Genomic DNA, 20,483 nt, shown 5'->3' with positions numbered 1-20,483 from the left:
AGATGTGTATAAGAGACAGGTCGGCGATGGGATCTCGCCGCGACCCCCATCGCCGACAGGGTCGGCTCCCACCGAGCAAGGTGGTTTCTTAGCCGGTGGTCTCGATCCGCTCCACGCGCCGCAAGCCGCGCGGCAGCACGCCGCCTCGCGTGGCACGGCTGCCGCCGTACTCCACCAGGTCGGCCCACTTCAACGTGAGCTTCCGCTGGCCCGCATAGAGCGTGACCTCGCCCTTGCCTTCGGCCACGACGGCCACGCCCACCACGCGTTCTTCGCCCGAGACCAGCTTGGCCTTCGGAATCTCGATGAGCTTGTTGCCCTTGCCCTTGTCGAGCTCGGGTAGCTCGGCGACCGAGAACATCAGCAGGTGGCCTTCGCCCGTGACGACCACGATGCGATCACGCGACGGATCGGCCGTGATGGCCGGCGCGACCACGCGCGCGCCTTCGCTGAGCGCGATGATCTGCTTGCCGGCCTTCTGGCGCCCCGTGAGTGCTTCGAAGCGGGTGACAAAGCCGTAGCCGAAGTCAGTGGCGAGGACGATGCGGATGTCGTTGTCGGCAGCCACCACGGCATCGAACCGCGCGCCCGCCGGCGGACTGAAGCGGCCCGTGAGCGGTTCGCCGTTGCCGCGCGCGGACGGCAGCGTGTGCGCCGGTGTGGCATAGGCGCGGCCCGTCGAATCGATGAAAGCCACCTGCTGGGTGGTGCGCGCGCGCGCAATCGCGAGCAGGCTGTCGCCGTCCCGATAGGACAGGGCCTCGCCGTCGATCTCATGGCCTTTGCCGGCGCGCACCCATCCCTTCTGCGACAGCACCACGGTGACCGGCTCGGACGCGACCAGCGCGCTTTCGTCCAGCGCCTGGGCCACGCTGCGCTCGATCAGCGGCGCGCGCCGCTCGTCGCCGTACTTCTCGGCATCGCTGCGCAGTTCTTCCTTGATGAGACCCTTGAGCTTCGCCGGCGACTTCAGCAGCACGTTGATGCGTGCGCGCTCTTCCTCGAGCTTGTCGCGCTCCTCGTTGATCTTCATTTCCTCGAGGCGGGCCAACTGGCGCAGCTTCGTCTCCAGGATGTAGTCGGCCTGTTCCTCGTCGAGGCGGAAGCGGGCGATCAGCACCGGCTTCGGTTCTTCCTCGGTACGGACGATACGGATCACCTCGTCGATGTTGAGGTATGCGATGCGCAGCGCCTCGAGCATGTGCAGGCGTCGCTCCACGCGCCCCAGGCGATGGTTGAGCCGGCGGGTGACCGTGTCGGTGCGGAAGCGCAACCACTCGCCCAGGATCATTTTCAGATCCTTGACCTGCGGACGCCCATCGAGGCCGATCATGTTCAGGTTGATGCGGAAGCTCTTCTCCAGATCGGTCGTGGCGAAGAGGTGTTGCATCATCTCGTCCACGTCGACGCGGTTCGAGCGCGGCACCAGCACGAGGCGAATCGGGTTCTCGTGGTCGGATTCGTCGCGCAGGTCTTCCAGCATCGGCAGCTTCTTCGCGCGCATCTGCGCGGCGATCTGCTCGAGGATCTTCGACGGCGACACCTGGTGCGGCAGCGCGGTGATGACGATGTTGCCTTCATCGCGCTCGTACACGGCCCGCGCCCGCACGGAGCCCACCCCGTTCTGGTACATCGCCACGATTTCCTTGCGCGGCGTGATGATCTCGGCCTTGGTCGGGTAATCCGGCCCGTGCACGTGCTCGCAGAGGTCGGTGATGGTGGCGTCGGGATCGTCGAGCAGGCGGATGCAGGCGCTGGCGACCTCGCGCAGGTTGTGCGGCGGGATGTCGGTGGCCATGCCCACGGCGATGCCCATCGAGCCGTTCAGCAGCACGTGCGGCACGCGGGCCGGCAGCCAGGAGGGTTCTTCCATCGTGCCGTCGAAGTTCGGCACCCAGTCGGTAGTGCCGTGGCCCAGTTCGGAAAGCAGCACCTCGGCGATGGGCGTGAGGCGGGATTCCGTATAACGCATGGCCGCGAAGCTCTTCGGATCGTCGGGCGAACCGAAGTTGCCGTGGCCGTCCACCAGCGGATAGCGGTAGGAGAACGGCTGCGCCATGAGCACCATGGCCTCGTAGCAGGCCGAATCGCCGTGCGGATGGAACTTGCCGATCACGTCGCCGATGGTGCGCGCCGACTTCTTGGGCTTGGCCGTGGCCCCCAGGGCGAGTTCGCTCATGGCGTAGATGATGCGCCGCTGGACGGGCTTCAGGCCGTCGCCCACGAAGGGCAGGGCGCGGTCCAGCACCACGTACATCGAGTAGTCGAGGTAGGCCCGCTCGGCGTACTCCTTGAGCGGGATCTGTTCGTAATTGGCTTGCAAATTCATGGGTTTGTGCATCCGGCAGGCGCGCCACTGCGCGTCGATAACCGGACAATGTTGCCAGAAACCGGTCTCAGGAGCGAAGACCACCCATCGGAATCTCGTCAGTTCAGCGGCTTGCCCGCGTCCACGTCCTTCAGGAACTTGATCAGCCCCGTGAAGTACGTCTTCTGGTCGTCGTACATCGCCAGATGCGAGCCCTGGGGGCAGAGGAGGAAGCGCGCGTCCGGCATCTTCTTCGCCATGGCGGCCATGTATTTCGGATCCATGGTGTCGTACTGCGCCCCGATGACCAGCGTCGGCACCTTGATGGTCTTCAGCGCCTCGCTGCGGTCCCAATGCAGGAGTTTGCCGCTGGCACCCAGTTCGCTCGGGCCCTGCATCGACACGTAGATCTGCTGGTTGATGTGGCCGAAGGCGCGTTCCACCGGCTCCGGCCACTGCGCGGCCGGCATGCGCAGGATGTGCTTCTCGTAGTGCATGGGCATGAGGATGGCCATGTACGCCGGATCGTCGGTCTTGTGCTCCGCCTCCAGGCGCTTGATCTCGGCGAGCTTCTTCGGGTCCATCGACGGCATCAGTACCTTGCTGGCGTACTCGTTGTACGCGGGGATGCTGTCCATCATGTTCGAGATGATCAGCCCCTTCAGGTGCTGCGGATATTTCAATGCGTATTCGATCGCCAGCACGCCGCCCCAGGAATGGCCGAGGACGAAGAAATTATCCTTGTCCAGGTGCAGTGCCTTGCGCACCTGTTCCACCTCGTCCACGAAGCGCGGGATTTCCCAGAGCGACGGATCGTCAGGCTTGTCGCTGAAGGCCGAACCGAGCTGGTCGTAGTAGTAATACTCGATGCCCGCGCCGGGGAAATAACTGTCGAAGGCCTCGAAGTATTCGTGCGTGGCGCCCGGGCCGCCGTGCAGCAGCAGGACCTTGATGGTGGGATTGTTGCCCACCCGCTTGGTCCACACTCGGAACTTACCCTTTGGCGTATCGATGACGATGGATTTCTGGCCACCGGACAGCACGTCATCGCGGCCAGTGTTGTCGAAATAGGAGGCAGGCGTGGTCGCCGGAGGGGTGGCGGCGTGCACGCCGAAGACGGCGAGGGCGAACAGGGCGGCAACGTACAGGCGGCGCATGGCGTTTCCCCAGGAAGGTGTGCCGGCATCATCGACGGCCGCAGTCCTTCGCGCAAGATATCGCGGGGCCATGTAGGAGCCGCTTCAGCGGCGATCCCGCGGCAGCGGGCAAGCTTGCCGCAAGTAGCCAACGCCGCTGAAGCGGCTCCCACATTCTTTAAAGGTCGAAATCGGCCTGCACCGGGAAATGATCCGACGGATAACGCCCGTCCTTCGACGTCGTGATCGTCTGTACCGACTTGGCCGTGACGCCGCTGGAGAGGATCCAGTCGATCCGCTTGGTCGGCTTGCCGGTGAAGTTGTGGAACGTCTCGGCCGGACCCTCGCGCTTCGGCGCGGTTTCCCAGGCGTCCTTCAGTGTTGCCGTGAGCGTCTTGTGCGCTTCGCCATCCGGACCGGTGTTGAAGTCGCCGGTGACGATCACCGGCACGCCCTTCGGCAGCTTGGCGATCCATGTGGCGAGCAGCTTGCCGCAGCGCGTGCGTACGTCTTCGTCCTGATCGCGATAGGGCAGGTGGGTATCGAGCAGGTAGAAGCGCTTGTGGTCGGACAGCCGTTCGAACAGCGCCCAGTTCACCATGCGCGGCATGATATTGCCCCAGTCCATGCTGCCCGGCTGATCGGGCGTGCTGGAAAACCAGAAGTCGCCCGACTTGACGAGCTTCAGGGTGTCCTTGCGATAGAAGATGCCCATGTGCTCGTCGCCATGCTTGCCGTAGCGGTCGCGCCCGAACCACACGTACTCCGGCAGGCGCTCCACGGTGTCGTCGCCCTGCTGCTTGTACAGCTCCTGCGTGCCGATGATGTCGGGATGCATCTGCCGGATGGTGTCGGCGAAGAGGTCGCGGCGGAAATCCCAGCCGTTGGGTCCGTCCTTGCCGGTCATGGTGCGGACGTTGAAGGTCATTACCTTAAGTTCCGCTGCGGCGGCAGGGAGCGCGAACGCAGTGATGGCGGCGGCGAGGAAGAGTCGGGAGAGGCGAGTCATGGGCACCGGCTTCTTGGGGACAAGTACCGGACTATAACGGCGGACGGAGCGGTTTTTTGCCGCGCAGTGCACACACCACGGATATGGGATGATCCTGCTTTCTCACTAACCCGTTGCCTCCGATGGAAAAAGCCAAGCCCGAGAAACTGTCGAACGGTCGCAAGGCGGTCATCGCCGTGGTGGCGGCTGCTTTCATCGCCTCCGCGACCACAGCCATGCTGGCCTTCACGGCCTCGCACCGCGCCCGGGAGGCGGATGCGAAGGCGCTCGCGGCGGACACGGCCGACCTGCGCGGCGAACTCGCCCTGTGGCAGACGAGGGTGCGCGAAACCATGGCTGCCGCGGAGCAGGATCGCCAGCCTTACGTGGACAGGCTCGTCGGCCAGACGCAGGGCCTTTCGCTGTGGAAGCCACGCACGCCGTGCGGCCAGGCGGCACGCGATGGGCTCGTGCGCGCGATGGAAGACCATGCACGTGCGCTGCTGCGGGGCGAGGCCGCGCCGGTGGACGCCGGCGAGTCGAAGGCGCTCGATGCGGCCCTGCGCGAATGCGACGCGGCGCGGGGCAGGGACGTCGAAGGCTGAATAGTTACGCCCGCGTAACAATGTTCGTGGTAACCGTGGTGCTTCGAAAGAGGCAGCACCCATGAACGACGAGCTCTACGTGTCCGCGCCAACCGACCTGACGCGGGTGAACACGGCACTTCGATCGGATATCCGTTATTGGACGCGTGTTCTCGGAGTCAGCGAACTCGCATTGCGCAGCGCGGTGAAGAACGTGGGCGAGCATTCGTGGGACGTGAGGGCGGAGCTCCGCCGCCGGCGCCGCCGATGAACGACGCAGGCCGCCCGTTCCGCATCTTCATCTTCTATCCCGGCATGAACGAACGCGTCTGGCGCGTCCTGCTTCCCGGCGGGGCGAAGCATCTCTTTCCCACCGAAGGCAGGGCAGTGGAATTCGCGCTCGCCTCCGCATCCTCGGTAACGACGGGCCGCATGCGCCGTGTCGAAGTGCTGAAGGAGACGCTGTCCGGCGGTTGGATGGTGGTGGCGCGTCCGGCGGCGCAGTAGCGCCGGCGAACCGCGGAAACAGCATTGGCATCGCTACCTGCCTGACCGAGGTATCTTCGGCCTGCCAGATGTAGGCCTTTCTCCGCTTTTCATGCGGAGATTGGACGCCTGATTCGCCGCAAACGCGACTTATTAACCGCGTTCAGTGTGGAGAATGAGGGTGTGCCTCCCGGTGTCCCGATGGGACGTCGGTATCCGGGGCTACGCGCAGCAAAACGACGCCGTGCCGAGGCACCGATCCGGTAAAGACATCGCCGGACGTGACGGCAGCGTGGCGCCAAAGGTCGCGTGCGGAGACTCCCTGGCGGAAACGCTCGCCCAAGCGCTGCCAAGCCAGGTTGACCTTCGCGGTCCGTTCGCCCCTGTTGAAAAAGCCCACGACGACCGAACCGTCTCTCATGTCGCGTACGAGCACTTCGACCTCGCCCTGCGCTTCCAGCCGTCGTGCCGTAGTTCCGGCAGGGTCTTGATCCACAGCGATCACCTCGCGGTTGAGCAGGATGTCCTTTGTGACAGCGTCCATGGTGCGTAGATCGTTGCCTGCCAGAAGCGGCGCGGGAAGGATGGACCACAGGCTCATCTGCGTGCGGTATTCGTCCGCGGTCATGCCACCGTTGCCGATCTCGAGCATGTCCGGGTCGTTCCAATGCCCTGGTCCCGACCAGGCGGTGAGATCCAGTTGTCGAAAGCCGCGCTTCGACATCGATTCCCAGTTGTCGCTGATATCGGGCGTCGTGCGCCACATGTTCGCGCCTGTCTGCGGCCCCCACTTCCATATGTCGAAGTCGCCCGATTGCGAGAGGCTGTACACGATGGGTCGGCCGGTCTTGCGCAGCGCATGGCCCATCCGGCGGAATAGCGCCTCCTGGTTTTCACGCGTGACCGGATAAAGAACGGTCGCTCCGCAGTAATCGTATTTGAGGAAATCGACACCCCACGCTGCGAACGTGCGCGCGTCCTGCTCCTCATGGCCATGACTGCCCACGAATCCGGCGCATGTCTTCGCACCGGGCGAGGAGTAAATGCCCAGCTTCAATCCGCGAGCGTGGACGTACGCCGCCAGTGCGGACAAGTCACCGAATTTCTCATTAGTCTGAATCTCGCCGGTCTTGCTGCGCTCTCCTTCCCAGGTGTCGTCGATGTTGACGTACACATACCCGGCGTCGCGCATGCCGTTGGCGACCATCGCGTCGGCCATCTCGCGCACGTCGGACGCAGTGATGCGGCCAGCGAAATGATTCCAGCTGTTCCAACCCATCGGGGGCGTGCGTGCCAGCCCATTCGCGGGAACGGCATCCTCCGCAGGGACGTTCGTCGGTGCGCTGGCTGCAAGGAGGTTCCAGCTCGAAAGCACGGCCAAAAGCGCTGCGGAGAGGCGACCGGTCTGGCGTGGCGTCATGCGGCGTTCTCGAAAGGCCGGGTGGTATCGCATCGTACCCGATACGCTGCGCTACGCGAGGCAGGTAGCAATGAACACGCCGCGAAGGTTAATGTCGACCACGGCTCCATTGGAGGAGTGAATCATGAACATCGAGCGCATTCGTCGGCTACCCGGGGACGATCATCCGATTTCAATCGTGGCCGAGTCTCTTCGAGTGAGAGTCATGGCTGGTGGTCGGCTCGTTGCCGACTCAACCCGGGCGCTCGTGCTCCGTGAAGCGAGCTATCAGCCTGTTCACTACATCCCACGGGAAGACGTGGACATGTCGGCGCTGGTTCGTTCCCACCACACGACGTATTGCCCGTACAAGGGGGACTGCAATTACTACTCGATTCCCGCAGGAGGCGACCGGTCGCTCAATGCGGTGTGGACCTATGAGAATCCGTTCGATGCCGTGGCGGCGATTGCGGGACATCTCGCGTTTTATCCCAACCGCGTCGACACCATCACTTTAGGCGGGGCGGAATGACACACGGGAATAGACCCAGCGAGGCCAGGGTACCGTTCTGGCGACGGCCGATGCCGCTGGGAACGTTAAGTCGCGCAATATAAAAGGGCTTGCAGTGATGCAAGCCCTGAAATAAATGGTGGCTCGGGACGGAATCGAACCGCCGACACGGGGATTTTCAATCCCCTGCTCTACCAACTGAGCTACCGAGCCACGGGTGCCTGCAACGGTCGTTGCGGCGAGTGGAGCCGCGTATTAAATCGGGTGCGGGCGCCGGCGTCAAGCGTCCTTTTCGGGTGGAACGTAGCCGGCGGGCTGCACGACGTCGCCGCCGAAGAAATATTTCTCCATCTCGCCGCTCAGGAACTTGCGTGTGTTCGGGTCGAGCGGCGACAGGCGCATCTCGTTGATCAGCATGGTCTGGTGGGATAGCCACTGGGCCCAGGCTTCCTTCGACACGCCGTCGTAGATGCGCTTGCCCAGGTCGCCAGGCCAGGGCGCGAAATCGAGGCCTTCGGCCTCGCGGCCGAGTTTCACGCAATGAACCATGCGCGTCATGGGGATATCTCCGGAAGGTTGGCGAGCAGCGTTCGCACCGGGGCCGGAAGACCGAGCGAGGCGAGTTCCTCGCGGCCGCACCAGCGGCGGTCTTCGCGGTCCGCCACGGCGGCGAGCGGGGCCGCATGGTCGAACAGGATCGGCGACACGTCCAGCCTGTAGTGGCTGAAGACATGGGTGAAGGCAGGTAGTGGATCGGCCTCGCGCACGCGGGCCAGGCCGGATGCGACCGTGCCGGCGGCATCGGCGTCCGCCGCTTCCGGCAGGCTCCACAGGCCGGACCAGACGCCCTGCGGTCCGCGCTTTTCGAGCAGCACGCGGCCATGGGCGTCGCGCAACAGCAGCATGGCCAGCGAGCGGGTGGGAATCTTCTTGCCGGGTTTCGGCGTCGGCAGCGCGGCCGTGAGGCCATCGCGATGGGCGATACACGTGGCCGCGTGCGGACACAACAGGCACAGCGGCTTCGTTCGCACGCAGACGGTGGCGCCCAGGTCCATGATCGCTTGCGTGTAGTCCGCGGTGCGCTCGGACGGGGTGTGCTCGTCTGCGTGGCGCCAGAGTTGCTTTTCGACCGCGCTTTCGCCGGGGAAACCGGTAATGCCGTGATACCGCGCGAGCACTCGCTTCACGTTGCCGTCGAGGATCGGAAACCGCAGGCCGTACGCCTGTGCGAGGATCGCGCCGGCGGTGGACCGGCCGATGCCGGGCAGGGCCATCAGCGCGTCCAGGTCGCGCGGCAATTCACCGCCATGGCGCTCGACGCACAGCTGCGCCGCACGATGCAGGAAGCGGGCGCGGCGGTAATAGCCGAGCCCCGACCACAGCGCCAGCACCGTGTCCTCGTGCGCCGCCGCGAGCGATGCCAGCGTGGGCAACGTGTCCACGAAGCGCTGGAAGTACCCGATGACGGTGATCACCTGCGTCTGCTGCAGCATGATCTCCGACAGCCATACGCGATACGCGTCGCGCGGATGCTGCCAGGGAAGATCCTTGCGCCCGTGGTGGTCGTACCAACGGAGCAATTCGCGCGCGAACACGTTCATGGTGTGCTGGCGGTGGATGAGGCGGCGGCCGGCACCTGCGGCGTGGCCTGGATGCGCAGGCCCTTGATGTGCACGCCGCCGACGTCGAGCGTCTTCGCTTCGATGGTGCCCAGCACGGGCGGAAGCGTAGGCGGCCCGCCTGCCAGGATGCCGCTCCACCATTCGGTGAAGCCTATCGGCGGGATGCGGATATCGGTGCGGTCGTTGTCGCCGTCGAGGCGAAGGGCGACGTAAAGCGGGTCCTGCTGGTTCGCCGGCGTGACATTGAGCGTGATGCCGTACGGTGCGCCCGAATTCCGTGTGATGCGACCGGAAAGCGAAGCGCCCACATCGGCACCGCCCCGCCATGTGGCGCCGCCGCGAAGCGTGGCGGCGAAGCGTGATTCGCTGGACAGCCGGAGTTCCATGTCAGCAAGCGTGAGCACGCCGCGCGAGAGCGAGGGGGTCGTTTCGAGTTCCACCGAATAGGCTGTTCCGTCGGCGGTGCTGGCCGCCAGCGCGAGCGCGAACGGCATGCCGTTCGCGAGGCGCCCGGCGTCGATGTCCACGTTGGACAGCAGCAGTTCGTTGCCGCGCAGGAGCGTGCCGCGCTCGATGCGGAAACCTGCATCCACCGTGGGTAGGATCGCGCCCGCCGTGGAGGGACGCGAGGGCAGGGTGTCCAGGTAAGCCGCGAGCGCGTCGACGTCGATGCGCGCACCATCCACTTCGAGTCGCGAGATGCGCGCTTCGCCGCCCATCAATGCATGCCAGGGCAATACGAGCTTGCCGTGCGAGGCGACGAGCAGGGGCAATTCCGCGCCGTTCGCACGCACGGTCAGGCCTTCCAGTTCCAGCGCGGGCTTCGGCCAGAGGGTGGGGCTGGCCGGACTGGCCAGCGTGAGTTCGAGTCCGGCCGCGCGGGCACGCGATTGCAGCAGCGAAGTGAACCGCTCCGGTTGCAGCATGACGTAGGTGGCGACGAACGCCGCCAACAGCACCACCGCCACCAACGCGCCGGCGGCGAGAAGGCCGATGCGGAGGGGGCGTTTCATCGCCGCGGTCCGTGCATCGGGCCCTTCACTCAGCCGCCGATGGTGGGTGGCAGCAGGCCATCCACGAAGGCTTCGGCATCGAACACGCGCAGGTCGGTGGCGGTTTCGCCCAGGCCGACGTAGCGGATGGGCAGGCCGAACTCGCGCGCGAGCGCGAACATCACGCCGCCCTTGGCGGTGCCGTCGAGCTTGGTGACCACAAGGCCCGTGACCCCCGCCGTATCGCGGAACTGGCGCACCTGGCTGATGGCGTTCTGCCCGGTCGTGCCGTCGATCACCATCAGCACCTCGTGCGGTGCGCTGGCGTCCAGCTTCTTCATGACACGGCCGATCTTGCCCAGCTCGTCCATCAGGCCACCCTGGGTGTGCAGGCGGCCCGCCGTGTCGGCGATCAGCACCTGCGTGCCGCGCGAGCGCGCGGCCTGGAGTGCGTCGAAGATGACGCTGGCGGAGTCGGCATCCTGGCCCTGCGAGACCACGGGCACCTTGTTCCGCTCGCCCCATGTCTTCAGCTGCTCGACGGCGGCGGCGCGGAAGGTGTCGCCCGCGGCCAGCATCACGCTGCGGCCCTCGTCGGCGTAACGCCGCGCGAGCTTGCCGATGGTGGTGGTCTTGCCCACGCCGTTGATGCCCACCGTGAGGATCACGAAGGGTGACGCGGTGGCGACGTCGAGTTGTTGCTCGACCGGTTTGAGAAGGGCGACCAGTTCCGCCCGCAGCGCCTTGAGCAGCGCGCCGGCATCGGCGAACTCGCGTTTGTGCATGCGCCTGCGCAGGTCTTCGACCAGGCGGGTGCTGGCCTCGACGCCCACGTCGGCAGTGATGAGCGCGGTTTCCAGTTCGTCGAGCAGGTCGTCGTCGAGCTTCGGGTGGCGCACGAAGAGCGAGGTGAGGCTCTTCGCGAAGCCGCTGCCGGACAGCCGCTCGCGCCAGCTGCGGCGCACGGGCTGTTCTGCCTCGCGGGCCGCCTCGACGACGGCGGTTTCTTCCGTCTCGGTTTCGACCTCGGGTGCGGCCGGTTCGGGCTGGGCGGTTTCCGCCAGCGCTTCCGGGATGCCGGCAACGGCCTCGGCCGAGGCGGGATCGGCCGACTGGTCGACGCGGTCGTCCGGTACCGGGGACTCCGGTGCGGCCGGCTCGGTGGTCTTCTTTTTCCAGAACTTGAGCATTGCGCGGGGGATTCAAAGACAATAGGCGAATGCTATCACCCCCGCCCCCCGAGCCTGAGCGATGAGCGCTTCCGGCCGCATCCGCGTCATCGGCGGATCGTTGCGCAATTCGCGGATCGAGGTGCCCGACTTTCCCGGGCTTCGTCCGACGACGGACCGCGTGCGTGAAACCCTCTTCAACTGGCTCCAGCCCGTGGTGGAGGGCGCCCGTTGCCTCGACCTTTATGCCGGAACCGGTGCCCTGGGCCTCGAGGCGCTGTCGCGAGGCGCCGCCGCGGTCACCTTCGTCGAGCGCGAGCCGCGCCTTGCCGCGGCGCTGAGGGCCAATCTTGCCCGGCTGAAGGTAACCGGCGAGGTGATCTCCGACGATGCGGCGCGCTGGCTTGGTGGGCATGCACAGCCCTTCGACCTGGTCTTCCTCGATCCTCCGTTCGCGCTGGACGCATGGTCTGCGATTGGCCGGAAGCTGGAGGAGGGTGGGTGGCTCACGCCGCGCGCATGGATCTACGTGGAATCGCCGCGCGGCGCCGCCTTCGCGCTGCCCGACACGTGGCAGCCGCATCGCGAGGGTCACGCCGGGGAAGTGGCCTACGCCCTCTATCGCCGCACCCCGGCCGATCCGTTAAGCTAGCCCGCGTTTCCTCGACCCGCCTCTCATGACTCCTCCGCCGGCCAATCCGCGTCTCGCCGTTTACCCAGGCACGTTCGATCCCATCACGAACGGCCACGCCGACCTCGTGTCGCGTGCCGCCCCGCTATTCGACAGGATCGTGGTCGCCGTCGCGGAAAGCCGGAGCAAGGGGCCGGGCTTCAGCCTGGGCGAGCGCATCGCGCTTGCGCGGCTGGCCCTGGCCGACCTGCCGAACGTGGAAGTGCGCGGTTTCGACTGCCTGCTTGCCGACTTCGTGACCGAAATCGGCGCGGGCGTAATCCTGCGCGGCCTTCGCGCGGTCTCGGACTTCGAATACGAGTTCCAGCTCGCCAGCATGAACCGTCACCTGATACCCCAGGCCGAGACGCTGTTCCTGACGCCGGCGGAACAATACAGCTTCATCTCTTCCTCGCTCGTGCGCGAAATCGGTCGCCTTGGTGGCGACATTTCCGGATTCGTGCATCCGGCGGTGCAGCAGGCCATGCGCCAACGCTGGCGCAACACTTAAGGACACTCTGAGCCATTCTCGCAGACGCCATGACGTCAGGAAGGGCTGCCAAGGCATCTGTGTCGCGCCGGGAAGGGTGGGCCCCTTGCCAAGCGGCACGGATGCCTTGGCGGCCCTTCCTGACGTCACCCTGTCTATATTAATCTTTCGTGAGGGCCGAGCCTGTCTGTTCGCATGTCTTCGGTCCATCGGCTCAACAGACGGCCAGTCTGCCTTCGCCGACGGCCCTGCGACCTGCGAACAGACAGGCTCGGTGGCGTCTGCGAGAATGGCTCAGAGTGTCCTTAACCACAGGTGATCATCATGCGTAAGTTCATCCTCGCCGCGTCCGTGGCCCTGACCGCCACCCTGGCCCTCTCGGCCTGCAACAAGTCCGAAGACACCGACCAGGCTGCCACGCAGCAGGAAGCGGCCGTCGCCAAGCCGACCAATCCGTCCGATACCAAGGCCTGGAGCCAGTATTTCGGTCAGATCGTGCGCAAGAACATGCAGGGCATGACGGCCGACCGTCCGTTCCCGTACTTCGTGCCCGCCGGCGACGACCAGGCCGGTCAGGACGGCCGCGCGCGCCAGCTCGAGAACGTGCAGGGCACCGTCGCCCGCGGCGTCACCCCGGGCAACATGCTCGTGTTCGGTGGCCCGGAATCGGCCAAGACCGCCGACCTGATGGTCGAGGCCTTCAAGGGCGCGAACGCCGGCTCGTTCAAGAACGTGATCGTGCTGTTCATCGGCGACCAGGCCGACCAGCAGCGCGTAGCCGACGCCGTGGCTCCGAGCGGCGCGACGTTCCGCTTCGTGGCGATGTAACCGGCCCTTTCAGGGCTGGTCGAAGGGGCGCCGCTTTCGGCGCCCTTTTTCGTGGGCCGAGGCAAAAAACGGTCGCGCGCAGGGCGCGCGCCTACAGGTGCTAAAATCGCCCCATGTCCCTGATGATCCTCGACACCTGCGTCAACTGCGACGTCTGCGAGCCCGTGTGCCCCAACAAGGCCATCTCGCTGGGCGAGCAGTACTACGTGATCGATCCCAGCCTCTGCACGGAGTGCGTGGGGCACTTCGACAACCCGCAATGCGTGGAAGTCTGCCCGGTGGAATGCATCCCGCACGACCCCGACCATGTCGAGACCCGGGACCAGCTGATGCTCAAGTACGAGCACCTGATGGCGAAGGTACCCTAAGAATCCGGCGGCGCCATGGGTTAATCTCAGGGGAATCGATATCCCCTGTCGGAGATAACCCATGCTCCATGCCCCATCGTGGCGTGTGCTCGCCGCGAGTTTCTTCCTCGTCGTCGGTGCCGGCCAGGCCGCCGCCCTCGACGCGCCGGCCGCGGCCCCGAAGGGTCCCGGCCACGCCGCCATCGCCAGCGCGAACTACCTCGCCACCAACGCCGGTTTCGAGGTGCTGGGCAAGGGAGGCAATGCCTTCGATGCCGCCATCGCCGTCGCCTCCACCCTGGCCGTGGTCGAACAGCAGAGTTCCGGCATCGGTGGCGGGTTCCTCGCGCTGCTGCATCGTGCCTCGGACCGGCGCGATGTCTTCATCGACGCCCGCGAAACCGCGCCGAAGGCCGTGGACATGAAGGTGTACGTCGGCAAGGATGGCAAGCCGAACCGCGACGTCTCCATGAACGGTCCGCTTTCCGCCGGCATACCGGGCGAGCCAGCAGGCCTGGCCTGGATGGCATCCCACTACGGCAAGCTTCCGCTGTCCGTCTCGCTGGCGCCCGCCATTCGCATCGCGAAGGAGGGCTACCAGCCGGACAAGCGCTTCATCGAAGCCATCGAAGACCGCAAGGACGTCATGGCGCGTTATCCCGCTTCGGCTGCGATCTACCTTCCGGGTGGGAAGGCTCCGCAGGAAGGATGGACCCTGCGCCAGCCCGACCTGGCGAAGACGCTCGAGCGTCTCGCCGCCGACGGTGCCGACGGCTTCTACAAGGGCGAGACGGCGAAGCTGCTGGTGTCGGCGTCGCGCGACGCCGGCGGCAACTGGACGGCCGCGGATCTGGAAGCCTACAAGGTGAAGGAACGCGAGCCTCTCAGCGTGGATTACAAGGGCTATCGCATCGTCACCGCACCGCCGCCGTCCTCGGGTGGCGTGGCGATCGCCGAGATACTCAACATCCTGTCCGGCTACGACCTGACGAAGCTCGATGCGGCGCATGCGGCGCACCTCACCATCGAAGCGATGCGTCGTGCGTTCCGCGATCACAACGAGTACCTGGGCGATCCGGACTTCGTGAAGATGCCACTCGACATGTTGTTGTCGAAGCATTACGCCGACGGTCTGCGCGCCACGATCTCTCCCGACAAGGCCACGCCTTCAGACCTGCTTCCCGCCGCCATGGCTCCCGAGCCGGGCATGCACACCACGCACTTCTCGGTGATCGACGCCGACGGCAACATGGTGGCCTCCACGCTCACAGTGAACCTCGAGTTCGGCTCGGCCTTCGTGGCGAAGGGCACGGGCGTGGTGCTCAATGACGAAATGGACGACTTCGCGCTGGTTCCCGGCCAGCCGAACGCCTTCGGCTTGCGCGGTGCGCTCGCCAATGCGCCGGAACCGGGCAAGCGCATGCTTTCCTCGATGTCGCCGAGCTTCGTCTTCGGCGCCGATCGCACCGCGGTGATCGGTTCGCCCGGCGGTTCGACCATCATCACCCAGGTGCTGGAAGGCATCCTCGCCTTCGTGGACGGCAAGAGTGCCTCGGACATCACGGCGCAGAAACGTTTCCACCACCAGTATCTGCCTGACCGCGTGGACGTGGAGGCCGGCGTTTTCGACGCCGCCACCAGCAAGGCCCTCACCGACATGGGATACGTGCTGCGCAACCGCTCGCCCTGGGGCTTCATGAACGTCGTGACGTGGGACCATCGCACCAACAAGCTCGACGCCGCGAGCGATCCGCGCCGTCCGTCGGGCCTGGGCAAGGTGCAGTGAGGCAGTCGACGTGAAACTCTGGTCATTGATCGGCAATTCGCAGCGACTGGACGGCGGCGCGATGTTCGGCAACGCGCCGCGCGCCATGTGGTCTCGCTGGATCGAACCCGACGGGCAGAACCGCATTCCGCTGGCGTGCCGTTGCCTCCTCGTCACGGGGCTCGATGGACGGAACGTCCTGTTCGAGACGGGCATCGGTGCATTCTTCGACCCGGCCATGCGCGAACGCTATGGCGTCGTCGAGGACCGTCACGTGCTGCTCGATTCGCTGGCAGAGGCCGGCCTCGGCCACGAAGACATCGACGCCGTGGTGCTCTCGCACCTGCACTTCGACCACGCGGGCGGCCTGCTCGCGCCCTGGGCCGATGGCGAACCGGCACGCCTGCTCTTCCCGAACGCGCGTTTCCTCGTGGGCGCCTCGCATTGGAGGCGCGCGCACGACCCGCATCCACGGGACCGGGCCTCGTTCGTTCCGGACATCGTGCGCCTGCTGGAGGAGAGTGGTCGTCTCGAGCTGGTGGAGGAGGGCAGGCCGTCTTCGCTCGGCGAAGCGGTGCGCTTCGAGTTCTCCGAGGGGCATACACCGGGACTCATGCTGGCCGAGGTCGGCGGCGTGGCCTTCTGCGCCGACCTGATTCCCGGACGAGCGTGGGTACACCTGCCCGTGACGATGGGTTACGACCGCTGGCCTGAGAAACTCATCGACGAGAAACAGGCCTTCCTCGACGACAAGATGGCACGAGGCGTCCGGCTGTTCTTTACCCATGACCACGGCTGTGCGGTGGCGTCCGTCGTGCGGGACGGTAAAGGTCGCTACTCGCCGGCCGATATCCTTGAACGATTAGCCGGGGTCGATGCCTGGGCGGTTGCATGATGGGGGCGGGATGACGTCGACATACAGGGTGAAGCAGACGGGGATGGCCCTGGGTGCGCGGCTGGTCGGAGCGGCGTTGCTGCTTGCCGGCCTTGGCCTTATTGCGTGGAACGAACGCCGCGTCATGGATTACACCGCGGCGCTGGCGCGTCACGGTGCGCCGGTGCTCGATCTGGGCGCGGCCGGCCGCCCTGGGGCGGGCCAGTACGGCTCGTTGACCCGGGTGAGCGGCATGCCGCAGATCGTCGACGCGCCGCGTGACGCGGAATTCGGCATCCGTGCCGACTCGCCCATCCTCATTCGCCACGTGGAGATGTTCCAGTGGCGCGAGATCACCATCGGCGGCACCACCCATTACGAACTCGATTGGGTGGACCGGCCGATCGATGCGTCCGAGTTCGCCAAGCCAGCCGGTCACGTAAATCCCGGTCGATTCCCCATCCAGGGGCGGCAATTCGAGGCCGGCGAGGTCAAACTGGGCAACTTCAAGCTGTCCGAGCCGATCCTGCGCGCCTTCCCCGGCCGTGTGACCGTTCCGCCCGACGAAAAGGCCTTGCCGGCAAACATGGCCGCCACGTTCCAGCGCTTCGGCGATGCGCTGGTAACGAGCAACAAGCCGGCCAACCCGCGCCTCGGCGACCTGCGCATCAGCTGGGAAGCCGTACCGTTGCAGGCGATGACCGTGCTCGCCCGCATCGACGGCGACACGCTGGTGCCTGCCGCCGGCAGCGGCAATGGCGGTGGCGAAGGCTTCGACGTGCAAGTCGGCGAGCGCAGTCTGCTCGATGTGCTGCCCGCCTTGCCCGAGCCGCCGCAAGCGGTGCTGCCCATACGCCTCGCGGCGTTCCTGCTGGCTGTCCTGGGCGCATGGTTGCTCGCCCTGACCAGCCGTCTGCAACGCGACGTGTTGTTCGCCATCGGCATCGGAGCCGTGGTGATCCCCGCCGTTGCCGGCGTGATGTGGCTGGGCGGCGACGCCATGGCGGCGAGCGTGTGGCTGCTTTTCGCGGTGCTTGGCGCGGGCCTGGCGATCTGGCGGGTTCAGCAGCGTACCGCGCCCGTCTGACGGGGAGGAGCATGCATACTCGACGCGTGCCCGCTCCATCCCGCAGCGCCAATGACTGGCTCCATATCCGCCGCGACGCCGATACCGGCATCGAAACCGTGCAGGCCCATTTCACAGGCCACGCTTACGACGCCCACGCGCACGACGAGGTGTTGGTCGGCGTCACGCAGGATGGCCTCCAACGCTTCCGCTGCCATCGCTCGACGCACACGAGCACCCGCGGCCGCGTCATCCTCATCGAGCCTGGTGCCGTGCACGATGGCGATGCGATCGCGGAGGGCGGGTTCACCTACGCCATGCTGTACCTTCCGCAGTCCTGGGTTCGCGCTGCGTTCGACGGACGTTCGGCGGCGGCAAGCACCGCGCTGTCGGGACGATTCCGCGAAACGCTGACCGACGACGACGGACTGCGCGAGGCCATCGTCCGTGCCTTCGCCGCGATCCATGGCAGGGAAGGGCGGCTGGCACGCGACATCAGCCTCCACCGTCTGGTCGATCACCTCTCGCATCACTGGGATCATCGCGCCAGCCGGGCGGCACCGGAACGGTCCGCCGTAACGCGCGCTCGCGATTACCTCCATGCGCATATGGCCGACGACATCGGCCTCGACGATCTGGCAGCGCATGCCGGCATGGACCGGTTCCGGCTACATCGCCAGTTCACGGCGGCGCTCGGCCAGTCGCCGCACGCGTACCTGGTCAACCTACGGCTGCGTGCCGCGCGCGATCGCCTGACACGCGGCGGCGCCCCGGCAGACGTGGCGACCGCTGTCGGCTTCGCTGACCAGAGCCACCTCGGACGTTGGTTTCGCCGTGCGTTCGGCATGCCTCCCGGCGCCTACCAGCGGGCTTGCACAAACGTTCTATAGGCGCGCGGACATCGCGTCGATGCTCGTGGGTAACCTTCCATGGGAACCCTTCGATGTTCGATACGAAAGTGGCGCTGGTCGTTCGCGACGACCTCCTGACCTGGCAGAAACTCAATGTGGTGGCGTTCCTCGCCACAGGCGTCGCCGCGGCGGCGCCAGAGGCGTTGGGCGAGCCGTATGAAGACGCCGCCGGCGTGACGTATGGACGCATGCTGATCCAGCCGATGATGATCTACGGCGCTGGCGTGGATGCACTGCGCAAGGTCCACCGCAAGGCCCTGGACCGGGAATTGACGATCGTCCCCTACGTAGAAGCCATGTTCGGGACTGGTCACGACGCGGACAATCGCCGCGTCTTTCGCGACGAGGACGTCGATGCAATGAACTTCGTCGGCATCGCGGTGCGTGGGCCGAAGAACGCCGTCGAAAAGACGGTGAAAGGACTATCGCTGCACGAGTGAATGCATCAGGAGGCACCCGCCACCCGCGCCACGTCGACGCCGGGTGGCGCACCGAACATGCGCTTGTAGTCCCGGGTGAACTGCGACTGGCTGTCGTAACCGACCGTCGCCGCCGCGGTGCCTACCGATCGGGCGTCCGCCAGGAGCAGTCGCCGCGCCTCCTGCAGCCGTAGCCTGGCGCGATACTGCACGGGAGTCATCAGCGTCATCGCCTTGAAATGCCGGTGGAACGACGTGACGCTCATGCCCGCGGCCTCCGCGAGCGTATCGATCGCCATCGGTGCCGCGTAGTTCGCCTTGATCCACTGCGTGGCCCGGTCAATCTGCGCTGCGTGCGAACCACTGAGCGCGAGTTGGCGAAGGCCGTCGCCGAGGGGGCCGCTGAGCACCCGGTAGTAGATCTCCTGCACGATCAGCGGCGCGATGAACGGAATGTCGCCGGGCTTGTCCAGCAGGTCGAGCAAGCGGGCGAACGGTTCCACCAGGGCCGGCGTCATCGCCGCTGTCGCCACGCCGGCCGGCGTCGCCGGCGCGCGTCCGTCCGGCGCCGTCTTCGCCATGGCTTCGGCCAGCGCGGGGCGGTCGATGTCCAAAGAGAACGCGAGGTGCGAGCGGCCTTCGTGGTCGAGGAACACCTGCGCGCACACCGGAAGATCCACAGTCACGAGAAGGAACGTGGATATGTCGGCAAGAAAGGGCGCATCGCCCGCCGCGATCGTCTTGCTGCCGCGCAGGATGACGACCATCCTGGGGCGGTAAACGACATGTGATGGCGGCACGGGCTGGTTCACGCGGTAAAGCGTGAGGCCCGGAACCGCCGTTTCCTGCCGGAAGTGGGCGGCGTGCCGTTCGACGATGTCGCGCATGCGTTCAAGCAACGTTTCCATGCATCCATTATGCACCCGCCCGCTACGACACCTGAACGACCTCGCGGCCAGATTGGCAGGATCGTGCAAAAGACCGGCAGCATCGGGGTAGGCCTCGAGGGCCGCCGGGCCCATCCTTTCCGGGCACCCGCCAACGGCGGCTTCTCCATGTCCCCGAGGAAACACTCATGTCCGATTCGACGATCTGGTTCATCACCGGTTGTTCGACCGGCTTCGGCCGCGAACTGGCCGAGCAGGTCCTTGCCCGCGGCGAACGGGCGGTGCTTACCGCCCGGAATCCCGAACAATTGCGCGACATCGTCGCGAAGCATCCCGACACGGCCCTGGCGTTGCCGCTGGACGTCACGAGCGAGGAGGCCATCCGCAAGGCCGTCGCCGATGCGCAAGAACGATTCGGCCGCATCGACGTGCTGGTGAACAACGCGGGCTACGGCTATTTCTCGGCGATCGAGGAGGGGGAGGACGAAGAGATCCGCCGTCAGTTCGAGACCAACGTCTTCGGCCTGATCTCGCTCACGCGGCATGTTCTTCCCGCGATGCGCAAGCGCCGGAGCGGTCACATCGTGAACGTGTCTTCCGTGGGTGGACTGCTGGCGTTCCCGGCCACCGGTTACTACCACGCGACGAAGTGGGCGGTGGAGGGCTTCTCCGAATCGCTCTCGAAGGAAGTCGGGCCGCTGGGCATCAAGGTGATCATTGTCGAGCCGGGTCGCTTCCGCACCGATTGGGCAGGACGATCCGTCATCGAGTCGAAGACGATCATCGACGACTACGACGCCACGGCCGGCGAACGCCGTCGCCAGGCCAAGGCGTATACCGGCACGCAGCCGGGCGACCCGGCACGTGGCGCGGCGGCGATCATCAAGGCCGTCGATATGGAAAACCCGCCGCTGCGCCTGCCGCTGGGCTCCGACGCCTACCAGTTCCTTAACGGCCGGCTCGACGAGCTGCGTGCGAACTTCGAGGCAGTGAAGGACATCTCGGCGGGTACGGACTTCCCGGCGTAAAGC

The 20,483-nt window shown here is 66.0% G+C and carries 23 protein-coding genes and 1 tRNA gene; 14 read left to right on the top strand and 10 right to left on the bottom strand.

Features of this window, described 5'->3' with window-relative positions; translation table 11 throughout:
• Positions 1 to 88 precede the first annotated feature (88 nt).
• The 3 genes from parC to ACPYOD_RS05230 form a co-directional block, all read right to left on the bottom strand.
• Entirely contained in the window at positions 89 to 2,329 is a 2,241-nt protein-coding gene (gene parC, locus ACPYOD_RS05240) for a DNA topoisomerase IV subunit A (RefSeq protein ID WP_481300673.1), read from the bottom strand.
• 98 nt (positions 2,330 to 2,427) lie between these two features.
• On the bottom strand, positions 2,428 to 3,465 hold the full coding sequence (locus ACPYOD_RS05235; RefSeq protein ID WP_481300672.1) for a proline iminopeptidase-family hydrolase: 1,038 nt from the start codon (positions 3,463 to 3,465) through the stop codon (positions 2,428 to 2,430).
• A gap of 157 nt (positions 3,466 to 3,622) precedes the next feature.
• A complete protein-coding gene (locus ACPYOD_RS05230) occupies positions 3,623 to 4,453 on the bottom strand; it encodes an endonuclease/exonuclease/phosphatase family protein (protein ID WP_481300671.1) in 831 nt (276 codons plus the stop codon).
• Between the two features lie 122 nt (positions 4,454 to 4,575).
• Here ACPYOD_RS05230 and ACPYOD_RS05225 point away from each other — a divergent pair, with 122 nt between their 5' ends.
• From ACPYOD_RS05225 to ACPYOD_RS05215, 3 genes are all read left to right on the top strand, one after another.
• The gene (locus ACPYOD_RS05225) at positions 4,576 to 5,037 is read left to right on the top strand and encodes a hypothetical protein (RefSeq protein WP_481300670.1); all 462 of its coding nucleotides are present in this window, start codon (positions 4,576 to 4,578) and stop codon (positions 5,035 to 5,037) included.
• A gap of 61 nt (positions 5,038 to 5,098) precedes the next feature.
• Positions 5,099 to 5,287 carry a DUF3606 domain-containing protein gene (locus tag ACPYOD_RS05220; protein ID WP_481300669.1) on the top strand — a complete coding sequence of 63 codons (189 nt, stop codon included), beginning with the start codon at positions 5,099 to 5,101 and terminating at the stop codon, positions 5,285 to 5,287.
• Positions 5,284 to 5,523 (top strand): hypothetical protein, encoded by a 240-nt coding sequence (locus tag ACPYOD_RS05215; protein ID WP_481300668.1) that lies wholly within the window; start codon positions 5,284 to 5,286, stop codon positions 5,521 to 5,523. Before ACPYOD_RS05220 ends, ACPYOD_RS05215 begins: the two co-directional genes overlap by 4 nt.
• Before the next feature lie 142 nt (positions 5,524 to 5,665).
• Here the strand turns inward: ACPYOD_RS05215 and ACPYOD_RS05210 are convergent, their stop codons facing one another.
• Positions 5,666 to 6,922: a glycoside hydrolase family 27 protein gene (locus ACPYOD_RS05210; protein ID WP_481300667.1), complete on the bottom strand. Its 1,257-nt coding sequence runs from the start codon at positions 6,920 to 6,922 to the stop codon at positions 5,666 to 5,668.
• A 124-nt stretch (positions 6,923 to 7,046) separates the two neighbouring features.
• On the opposite strand from ACPYOD_RS05210, the gene ACPYOD_RS05205 reads away from it, so the two are divergent.
• The gene (locus ACPYOD_RS05205) at positions 7,047 to 7,433 is read left to right on the top strand and encodes a DUF427 domain-containing protein (protein WP_481300666.1); all 387 of its coding nucleotides are present in this window, start codon (positions 7,047 to 7,049) and stop codon (positions 7,431 to 7,433) included.
• Positions 7,434 to 7,549: 116 nt separating this feature from the next.
• Here the strand turns inward: ACPYOD_RS05205 and ACPYOD_RS05200 are convergent.
• The 5 genes from ACPYOD_RS05200 to ftsY all read right to left on the bottom strand — a co-directional run bounded on the left by ACPYOD_RS05200 (position 7,550) and on the right by ftsY (position 11,216).
• Positions 7,550 to 7,625: transfer RNA gene (locus ACPYOD_RS05200), tRNA-Phe, on the bottom strand.
• 66 nt (positions 7,626 to 7,691) lie between these two features.
• The gene (locus ACPYOD_RS05195) at positions 7,692 to 7,970 is read right to left on the bottom strand and encodes an oxidative damage protection protein (RefSeq protein WP_481300665.1); all 279 of its coding nucleotides are present in this window, start codon (positions 7,968 to 7,970) and stop codon (positions 7,692 to 7,694) included.
• A complete protein-coding gene (gene mutY, locus ACPYOD_RS05190; RefSeq protein WP_481300664.1) occupies positions 7,967 to 9,013 on the bottom strand; it encodes an A/G-specific adenine glycosylase in 1,047 nt (348 codons plus the stop codon). The genes ACPYOD_RS05195 and mutY overlap by 4 nt, the downstream gene beginning before the upstream one ends.
• Entirely contained in the window at positions 9,010 to 10,047 is a 1,038-nt protein-coding gene (locus ACPYOD_RS05185; protein WP_481300663.1) for an AsmA family protein, read from the bottom strand. Before ACPYOD_RS05185 ends, mutY begins: the two co-directional genes overlap by 4 nt.
• A 29-nt stretch (positions 10,048 to 10,076) precedes the next feature.
• The gene (gene ftsY / locus ACPYOD_RS05180) at positions 10,077 to 11,216 is read right to left on the bottom strand and encodes a signal recognition particle-docking protein FtsY (protein ID WP_481300662.1); all 1,140 of its coding nucleotides are present in this window, start codon (positions 11,214 to 11,216) and stop codon (positions 10,077 to 10,079) included.
• A gap of 61 nt (positions 11,217 to 11,277) precedes the next feature.
• Here ftsY and rsmD point away from each other — a divergent pair, with 61 nt between their 5' ends.
• The 9 genes from rsmD (at position 11,278) to ACPYOD_RS05135 (ending at position 18,586) form a co-directional block, all read left to right on the top strand.
• The gene (gene rsmD, locus ACPYOD_RS05175; RefSeq protein WP_481300661.1) at positions 11,278 to 11,847 is read left to right on the top strand and encodes a 16S rRNA (guanine(966)-N(2))-methyltransferase RsmD; all 570 of its coding nucleotides are present in this window, start codon (positions 11,278 to 11,280) and stop codon (positions 11,845 to 11,847) included.
• A 25-nt stretch (positions 11,848 to 11,872) separates the two neighbouring features.
• Positions 11,873 to 12,376, top strand: a complete 504-nt coding sequence (coaD, locus tag ACPYOD_RS05170) for a pantetheine-phosphate adenylyltransferase (RefSeq protein ID WP_481300660.1) — start codon at positions 11,873 to 11,875, stop codon at positions 12,374 to 12,376.
• A 303-nt stretch (positions 12,377 to 12,679) separates the two neighbouring features.
• Complete coding sequence (locus ACPYOD_RS05165) at positions 12,680 to 13,183, top strand: hypothetical protein (protein ID WP_481300659.1); 504 nt, start codon at positions 12,680 to 12,682, stop codon at positions 13,181 to 13,183.
• Positions 13,184 to 13,296: 113 nt separating this feature from the next.
• Positions 13,297 to 13,551, top strand: coding sequence for a YfhL family 4Fe-4S dicluster ferredoxin (locus tag ACPYOD_RS05160; RefSeq protein ID WP_481300658.1), 255 nt, complete (start codon positions 13,297 to 13,299; stop codon positions 13,549 to 13,551).
• Positions 13,552 to 13,612: 61 nt separating this feature from the next.
• Positions 13,613 to 15,316 carry a gamma-glutamyltransferase gene (gene ggt, locus ACPYOD_RS05155; protein WP_481300657.1) on the top strand — a complete coding sequence of 568 codons (1,704 nt, stop codon included), beginning with the start codon at positions 13,613 to 13,615 and terminating at the stop codon, positions 15,314 to 15,316.
• 10 nt (positions 15,317 to 15,326) lie between these two features.
• Positions 15,327 to 16,190, top strand: a complete 864-nt coding sequence (locus ACPYOD_RS05150) for an MBL fold metallo-hydrolase (protein ID WP_481300656.1) — start codon at positions 15,327 to 15,329, stop codon at positions 16,188 to 16,190.
• A 10-nt stretch (positions 16,191 to 16,200) separates the two neighbouring features.
• Positions 16,201 to 17,256 carry a TMEM43 family protein gene (locus ACPYOD_RS05145; RefSeq protein WP_481300655.1) on the top strand — a complete coding sequence of 352 codons (1,056 nt, stop codon included), beginning with the start codon at positions 16,201 to 16,203 and terminating at the stop codon, positions 17,254 to 17,256.
• A gap of 11 nt (positions 17,257 to 17,267) precedes the next feature.
• The gene (locus ACPYOD_RS05140) at positions 17,268 to 18,125 is read left to right on the top strand and encodes a helix-turn-helix domain-containing protein (RefSeq protein ID WP_481300654.1); all 858 of its coding nucleotides are present in this window, start codon (positions 17,268 to 17,270) and stop codon (positions 18,123 to 18,125) included.
• A 53-nt stretch (positions 18,126 to 18,178) separates the two neighbouring features.
• Positions 18,179 to 18,586 carry a DUF2000 family protein gene (locus ACPYOD_RS05135; RefSeq protein ID WP_481300653.1) on the top strand — a complete coding sequence of 136 codons (408 nt, stop codon included), beginning with the start codon at positions 18,179 to 18,181 and terminating at the stop codon, positions 18,584 to 18,586.
• 5 nt (positions 18,587 to 18,591) lie between these two features.
• Here the strand turns inward: ACPYOD_RS05135 and ACPYOD_RS05130 are convergent, their stop codons facing one another.
• Positions 18,592 to 19,473, bottom strand: a complete 882-nt coding sequence (locus ACPYOD_RS05130) for an AraC family transcriptional regulator (RefSeq protein ID WP_481300652.1) — start codon at positions 19,471 to 19,473, stop codon at positions 18,592 to 18,594.
• A gap of 167 nt (positions 19,474 to 19,640) precedes the next feature.
• Here ACPYOD_RS05130 and ACPYOD_RS05125 point away from each other — a divergent pair, with 167 nt between their 5' ends.
• Positions 19,641 to 20,480 carry an oxidoreductase gene (locus ACPYOD_RS05125; protein ID WP_481300651.1) on the top strand — a complete coding sequence of 280 codons (840 nt, stop codon included), beginning with the start codon at positions 19,641 to 19,643 and terminating at the stop codon, positions 20,478 to 20,480.
• Positions 20,481 to 20,483 lie beyond the last annotated feature (3 nt).

It is taken from the genome of Luteibacter sp. HAY1-4A (assembly GCF_056755355.1).
The sequence above is the reverse complement of the archived record's forward strand: the minus strand, read 5'-3'. Positions and strand labels throughout refer to the sequence as shown.